The organism is Salmonella sp. SAL04157 (assembly GCF_046551635.1).
Classification (GTDB): Bacteria; Pseudomonadota; Gammaproteobacteria; order Enterobacterales; family Enterobacteriaceae; genus Salmonella; species Salmonella enterica.
In genome coordinates, this window is the sequence record NZ_JBGDVS010000014.1 from 111,025 (window position 1) to 117,964 (window position 6,940).

General features: G+C 49.9%; 8 protein-coding genes and 1 pseudogene. 6 read left to right on the plus strand and 3 right to left on the minus strand.

The window, feature by feature from the left end:
- Window positions 1–75 precede the first annotated feature (75 nt).
- Together ACLJRE_RS21570 and ACLJRE_RS21575 are read left to right on the plus strand one after the other, a co-directional pair.
- Window positions 76–228 (plus strand): annotated as a pseudogene (locus ACLJRE_RS21570) (DUF5431 family protein); the annotation flags it as partial.
- Window positions 173–295, plus strand: a complete 123-nt coding sequence (locus tag ACLJRE_RS21575; RefSeq protein ID WP_228374335.1) for a type I toxin-antitoxin system Hok family toxin — start codon at window positions 173–175, stop codon at window positions 293–295. The pseudogene ACLJRE_RS21570 and the gene ACLJRE_RS21575, both read left to right, overlap by 56 nt.
- Window positions 296–880: 585 nt before the next feature.
- Here the strand turns inward: ACLJRE_RS21575 and ACLJRE_RS21580 are convergent.
- Window positions 881–1,057, minus strand: coding sequence for a hypothetical protein (locus ACLJRE_RS21580; RefSeq protein ID WP_410957596.1), 177 nt, complete (start codon window positions 1,055–1,057; stop codon window positions 881–883).
- A gap of 230 nt (window positions 1,058–1,287) precedes the next feature.
- Here ACLJRE_RS21580 and ACLJRE_RS21585 point away from each other — a divergent pair, with 230 nt between their 5' ends.
- Window positions 1,288–2,121, plus strand: coding sequence for a DUF932 domain-containing protein (locus tag ACLJRE_RS21585; RefSeq protein WP_000113357.1), 834 nt, complete (start codon window positions 1,288–1,290; stop codon window positions 2,119–2,121).
- A 170-nt stretch (window positions 2,122–2,291) separates the two neighbouring features.
- Here the strand turns inward: ACLJRE_RS21585 and ACLJRE_RS21590 are convergent, their stop codons facing one another.
- A complete protein-coding gene (locus ACLJRE_RS21590; RefSeq protein ID WP_410957597.1) occupies window positions 2,292–2,603 on the minus strand; it encodes a molybdopterin-guanine dinucleotide biosynthesis protein MobC in 312 nt (103 codons plus the stop codon).
- Between the two features lie 284 nt (window positions 2,604–2,887).
- On the opposite strand from ACLJRE_RS21590, the gene mobA reads away from it, so the two are divergent.
- The 3 genes from mobA (at window position 2,888) to ACLJRE_RS21605 (ending at window position 5,556) form a co-directional block, all read left to right on the plus strand.
- Window positions 2,888–3,193, plus strand: coding sequence for a plasmid mobilization protein MobA (gene mobA / locus ACLJRE_RS21595; RefSeq protein ID WP_410957598.1), 306 nt, complete (start codon window positions 2,888–2,890; stop codon window positions 3,191–3,193).
- Window positions 3,194–3,195: 2 nt separating this feature from the next.
- Window positions 3,196–5,190, plus strand: coding sequence for a TraI/MobA(P) family conjugative relaxase (gene traI, locus ACLJRE_RS21600; protein WP_410957599.1), 1,995 nt, complete (start codon window positions 3,196–3,198; stop codon window positions 5,188–5,190).
- Window positions 5,191–5,289: 99 nt separating this feature from the next.
- The gene (locus ACLJRE_RS21605) at window positions 5,290–5,556 is read left to right on the plus strand and encodes a glyoxalase superfamily protein (protein ID WP_058671783.1); all 267 of its coding nucleotides are present in this window, start codon (window positions 5,290–5,292) and stop codon (window positions 5,554–5,556) included.
- 144 nt (window positions 5,557–5,700) lie between these two features.
- On the opposite strand, the gene ACLJRE_RS21610 is transcribed toward ACLJRE_RS21605, so the two are convergent.
- Window positions 5,701–6,642 carry an Rpn family recombination-promoting nuclease/putative transposase gene (locus tag ACLJRE_RS21610; RefSeq protein ID WP_410957600.1) on the minus strand — a complete coding sequence of 314 codons (942 nt, stop codon included), beginning with the start codon at window positions 6,640–6,642 and terminating at the stop codon, window positions 5,701–5,703.
- Window positions 6,643–6,940: the final 298 nt, after the last annotated feature.

The window sequence follows — 6,940 nt, forward strand, 5'->3', positions numbered from 1 at the left end:
GGTTTGTTGCCAGGTTGTGTGGCAAAAAGCAGAAAGCCCCGAGTAATTTTTTCAAATTAACCCGAGGCCCACTGTATGTCTCAACAACACCAGTATGGCCTCTTACCGAGCAATTTGCAAGGAGGAGTAAACCATGAAACTGCCGCGAAATTCCCTTATCTGGTGCGTATTAATCGTGTGTTTAACGCTGTTAATATTCACATATCTTACCCGGTCGCGTCTGTGCGAGATTCGGTTAAAGGACGGAAACAGGGAGGTCGCGGCAAGCCTGGCTTACGAATCCAACGGTAAGTAGCAACCTGGAGGCGGGGAGTAGTCCCCGCCTTTTCAGGGCTGATGTCGTTCTGACATGCCTGAAGCGCCTTTATGAAGGGATTGCCGGTTCGCTGGCAATCCCTTTTTCATTTATGGCAGAAAACCCCGTAGTTAATTTTCATCAACCCACGGGGCCACCTGTATGCCTGGACATCATCAGGATAGCCTCTCCAATATCGCAAGCCAGGACCATAAAACCGGAAGTGCGACTGATAGTGTCAGGCGTTGTGCGTTGCGTCCCGGATCATAACATCCAGTAACTGCCGCATTTTTTCGCCACTCATCCGCTTTCTGCCAAATTCGGGGAGCAGATTCCGGAGGGTGAGGGACACGGTTGCTAAGGCTATGTTACGCTTGATCAGGTCGGCGTTCTCGTATGCTTTGTATGAGCGCAGGCAAACACCCAGTTCTTCAGCAGCCCTGTCACGACTCCAGCCAAGACCTTTCCTCCACAGTCTCAGTTCATATCCGGTCATCTTTTTTATCCAATAAAGTGCAAAAATTGCACTTATTTTAACTTAAAAAATGAACAAAAATATGCACTAAAAAGTGCAATTTTTGCACTTTATTTACTGTCTGTATTCCACTCTCTGAGCGTGGTCAACACGCCTTCGGTTGCCGTTCCGGCAACGCGGCTCTCACTGGCCGCCGTGCGGCCGCGGATGAAAGCCGGTAAACCGGCTTCTTCTGGTGTTTCCTCCCTGCCGTCGTCAGCGGTGTTCACTTTTGCTGTGACTGACACTACCCCGTTCCGGTCCTGAAACAAGGTAAGGCTGAAGCCCGCTGCCTGCACCCGTTCGCGCGTCTTCCCTCTGGTCAGCCGCTTGCGCTGCGGCTTTGTCATCGCCCTTGTTTAAGTCCCCGATGGAACGGGGCGGTCATGTGTCACAGCAACGTGCTCCCCGCCATCCGGAAACGGAAAAGGGGACACCAGTAAGAAGCCGTAAGGCGCAACTCTCAAGGAGATCAATCATGGCCCGTTTATCATCTGTTTTCCGTTCTGCAAATGTCATCCGTAAAGAACGTGCGCTGACCAATGACGAACTTATGCGCTGTGTACCCAGCGTATTTTCAGGGGAAAAACATGAATCCCGCAGCGATCGCTACACCTATATCCCGACAATCACTCTGCTGGATAACCTGCGCAAAGAAGGATTCCAGCCGTTTTTCGCCTGCCAGACCAGAACACGCGATGCCGGAAAGCGTGAGCATACGAAGCATATGCTGCGCCTTCGCCGTGAAGGGGAAATTGCGGGAGAGGAAGTGCCGGAAATCATTCTCCTTAACAGTCACGATGGCAGCAGCAGCTATCAGATGATCCCAGGCATGTTCCGCTTCGTGTGCATGAACGGCATGGTCTGCGGGCAAACCTTCGGTGAAATCCGCGTGCCGCATAAGGGCGATGTTGTCGGACAGGTCATTGAAGGGGCTTTCGAAGTCCTGGACATTTTCGATGGCGTCAAAGAATCACGCGGTGAGATGAAAGAGATTGGCCTCAGCAAAGACGAACAGCGCATTTTTGCGGAGATTGCCCTTAACTGGAAATATGACGACAAAGGAGAGGGAAAGCATATTCCTCTTGATCCAGATGATATTTTGCAGGTTCGCCGCCACGAAGATAATAAGGACGATCTCTGGACAACCTACCAGCGCGTTCAGGAAAACATGACGAAAGGTGGCCTTTGGGGTAAGAACGCGAAAGGGAAACGTCAACGGACCCGCGCGGTTAATGGCATCGATGGTGATGTCAAACTTAACCGGGCATTGTGGGAAATGGCGGAAAAAATGAAAGCGCTGAAATCATAATCAAAATGGCGGGGGCTGACCTCCGCCTTTTTTACGTCCGGTCATTTTTCACCGGTATTGAACCGGTTCAAAATGATCCCCCGCCCGCCGAAAGAGAACCGCCACTATTGTGACGATTCTCTTTGACCCGTCCGCCCCCGGGGGCTCCCCAAAGCGCCAGGATACTGCTATTACTGAACAGATTTATCGGTCGCCTGAGCGCCAGAATTTTTATTTCTTGCTGTCCGCGAAGGTGATTTCTTTGCGGAATTCAGAACATCACGAACAGATTTCGCACTTGCCTTAATGCCAGCAGTATCCAGCGCGCTTCGAATGTCTTCCACGCTGTAACCCTTTTTGAGTGAGAGTTCAACAATCTGATCTTTAAGCTGTTCAAGAACAGCTGACTTGGTCAGGCGAGTTGGCGTCAAATCGGGCATCTCACTCAGGGCCGCTTTAGCCAGTTCAATGTCTTCCACGCTGTACCATTTTTTATCCGTCATTCGGGCAATCTCCGTGACATAAAAGGCAATTTCAATGCCTGAAAGTATACCGATTTTATATAAACCACTGCCACCAAAATCACTTCTTCATGGTGTAATGACAATCCAGACGATGCGAGGCATAATAAACAAATCGGAACTGAAAGAAGGGACAAGATGTGTTTTGTTGAACCGCCTGCACGCAGTCGGCTTCAAAAAACATCCTGGTCAGGGCGAAGCCCCGACACCCCGAGTCACTTAAACCCCGGACAACACCGAGAAAAAGGTCGCCAGAACAGGCACAGATGAGCAAGAGCGAGAAGCGAAACAGGACCGAATTGCTTTTAGGGATTCGCTGCCTTCCGGAAGAGAAGGATGCCATTCAGGAGAAAGCCAGACTGGCTGGCCTCAGTGTGGGTGAGTTTTTGCGTCGTTCAGCACTCGGTCGCCGCATTGATGCGCAGTGTGATACGGAAATGATCATGGAACTTCGTCGTCTTGGTGGTTTGCAAAAACATCTTTTCAAGGAAGGTAACGGTGTATTGAGTAAGGAATACTCTGAGGTGCTCGTTGCGCTGCAGAAAGCACTTCTGCGTGTAGGTCAGGGCTGAGTATGATAGGGCGGATTCCTCCGAAACGACGCGATGGAAAGAGCAGTTTTCTGAAGCTGGTTTCTTATGTGCTCGTTCGTGATGAAGATAAACCGGATGTGCCGCTTCAGCCGGATCACCCTGACTGGCGGCGCCCTAAATCCAAAGGTGACATCTTTAACTTGTTGACAGACTACATTACCCGTAGCGGTGATGAAGGTGTTATGCAGACGCTGAACATTGATGAAGACGGGCGTCAACGAGTGTTATTTGATGGCGTTATGTGTGAGACGAATAACTTCAGTTTAGCGACCGCTGCCGTTGAAATGAATGCTGTCGCCCTGCAAAACACCCGCTGTAAGGACCCCGTTTTTCACTATATCCTTTCATGGCCGACCACCGATGACCCGACCCACGATCAGATTTTTGACAGTGTCAGCCATACCCTGAAATCATTTGGGATGGATGAGCATCAGTACGTTGCGGCTATTCATACGGATACCAATAACATTCACTGCCATATTGCGGTTAACAGGATTCATCCTGTCACTTACGAAGCCGCAAATGATTCCTTCACTCGCCTTAAACTTCAGCGGGCCTGCCGTGAACTTGAGCTCAAATACGACTGGACACCGACAAACGGTTGTTATGTTGTGGACGAGAATCAGCAGATCGTATTCAAAAAACGGGATGAACCTCCGGTGCCGCAGGGCGCGGTGGCGATGGAATATTATGCGGACCAGGAAAGTCTGCACAGCTATGCCATGAGAACGTGTGCGGAGGATATTGAGAAGCTGATTGTCAGAGAAGAACTGACCTGGTTTGACCTTCATAAGCTGCTGGTCAGACAGGGACTGAAACTCGACAAGAAGGGTGACGGGTTAGCTGTATCCTCCCTCGATGAGAAGAATGTCACGCCGATCAAAGCGAGTCACCTGCATCCTGATTTGACACTCAGTTGCCTGGAGGATGACCTTGGCCCGTTTGAGCGAATGGAAGATGTCGGTCGATATACGCTTGATGAAAATGATGCAGGTGAAGATGCCCTGCTCCATATGTATCGCTATGAACCGGCGTTGCATAAACGGGATGAAGGAGCGAGGGCTGCAAGACGTGAAGCACGCGCAGCTGCGAGGCGTGAACTGTTTGACCGATATAAAAAATACTCCAACGACTTCAAACGTCCGAAGATGGAAAGTACGGAAGCGACCAAACAGTTTAAAGCGTTGTCCAATCGCTATGCCTGGAAGAAAGAGCAGGTCCGGTATGTTTTTGACGATCCGTTAATTCGGAAAGTCGTTTACCGCGTTCTGGAAGCGGAGCGCCAGAAAGAATATGAGGCATTAAAAGCGCAGATTAAACAGGAAAAGGCGGCGTTCTATAAGGACCCTGTTAACCGCAAACTCACCCGGCAGGAATGGGTTGCACAGCAGGCACTTAAACAGGACCAGGCTGCAATCTCATGTCTGCGTGGATGGTCATATCGTTATAAGCGAAATGCCTTAACACCGGCGCTTTCCGGGAATGCCATCGTGTGCGCGGTGGCCGATGATATCAGACCATACAACGTGCAGAGTTATGAGACGTCGGTCAATCGTGACGGGACCATACAATACAAACAGAATGGGATTGTTCAGATTCAGGATAAGGGCGACCGTATTGAGATTGCGGACCCTTACACTCAGGGCGGGCAACACATTGCCGGAGCAATGGTGATTGCGGAGGAAAAATCCGGAGAGAAACTGCTGTTCAGCGGTGACCCTGCATTCGTTGACGCAGCCTGCAATATTGTGCCGTGGTTTAACAGAGGTGGCGAAAAACCACTACCGTTAACTGACCCACAGCAGCGGATTATGGCCGGTTACGATAAGCCTGAAACACACTCTGACAGGCCTGTGATGACGCATCGTATTGTGGATGAAGAAACGTACCTGGCCTCACTTAAGCATGAAGACGCCGCCGCCACTGATGACAGGAACAAGCCAGAACCTGGCAAGAATACTTATCGTCCAGGATAGATTGTCAGAACGGAGGTGGGTTCCGCCATCAGACGCGTGGCCCGAATGATCGGTTAGCGTCGCGATAATCTTAAAACGCCTATTCTTAAAGGTAACTAAATGTCTAAAGAACTTTTGATGGAACGTATAAGCCGATTTGATTTACAGGATCAAGGCGTTGAAATTCTTCTGGCCCTCGATGGTTTCATCGTTAATGAACCTCTGAATGTTCGACAATTAAAGATGCATGCAAAACTCATGAAAAACACCTTGTCAACAAAGGGAATTGTTGTAAAAACTACTCAATCACAGGAGCTTGTAGCATCATTTCACGGTTTTAAAGACTGGAGAAATGCAGTTGATCAGCTAGGTAGTTCAGAGTCGTAAACAGGCTGTCAGATTTGATTTTGTGATACCGGTGAAAACTGTCAGATCAGGTTTGAACTAATACCCATGAGTACGTGAGGTACACGCTAAAGAAAGCCCCGACAGTATTGAACTGGCGGGGCAGTATTCAGTGTAGCAGGCCGATTAATGGCGGATTTGCTCCAGATCTTCCGCATCCAGACCGGTCATCTTCATGACGGTACTGCGGTCGAGTCCATTTTGCAGCATGGTACGAGCGACTTCGAGTTTTCCTTCGAGTTTGCCTTCATTACGGCCTTTCTCTTCGCCGATCTGGATACCTTCAAGGCGTCCTTTCTCAATGCCTTTCTGTTCAAGCTGTTGTGCGATGGTCATGAGTGCGTCTCCGTGTTGCGGCACACGCTGTGCCAGTTCGCGAACAAAGGCTTCGGAGTCAGCTGACTCGCCTGCCTGTAGTAGATAGTGTATCAGCGCAATCACCTGGGGTGAAGAGAGGTAATCCGCCATCAACAGCGTGGCCAGACGATCGGTCAGCGTGGCGATGTCACGCTGATGAATATGCTTTTGCAGCAACGTCAGTGCCGCCATGCTGCGATGATTCATTATTTCATCATCCGGAATGACGGTCACATCAACCAGCGGATAAGCCCCGCCGTAGACTCTACCCGCCAGTTCCGGATTATCAAACTCATCCAGCCATCGGGTGGAGTAGGGGTATGGGCTGCGTTTCCCCACGTAAAACAGCACCGGTATCACCAGCGGCAGTTTTTTATGGCCAGCATCGAGATGCCGTTGCATCGCGGCGACTGCATAGCGGGTCATGCGGAAGGCCATGTGAACATCCGGCGAGCTCTGGTGCTCAATCAGAACATGCACATATCCGGTCCCTTCAGTCGTTTCCAGGCTGTAAAGCACGTCGCTGAAATACTGGCGAAGGTCATCTTCGACAAAAGAGCCTGATTCGAGCTTGAGTGTACTGAGGTTGCAGATGGCGCGCAGTTCGGCCGGAAGGTGGATTTCCATAAAGTCGCGTGCTATCTCTGGCTGTGCCAGAAACTGCCGGAATGCCGCGTCATGCGGGGTGGGGGTGCTGTTTTTCTTCTTCATCGCTACAGACCTGAACGTTGATTTTTCTATCTTATTGGCAACAAATGTCGCCAGCATTACCTTTTGAAATTTCCTCCCGGGTCACATTTTTTCTCTCCGATTTTTCCATTACAAAAAACAGTTGTTATTATTCATCCCGTAAATACCTTTCAACTCTCACCGAGGCTTTGATGCTGGAGAATGTAATCATCAGATAATCAGTTTTCCGTTCTGCTCAGAATGGACTGATTATCGCTGCGCTTAAACTTTACGCGAACATCTGCGGATGTTGGCTCGTTTTTGCTCATGTTGATTAACA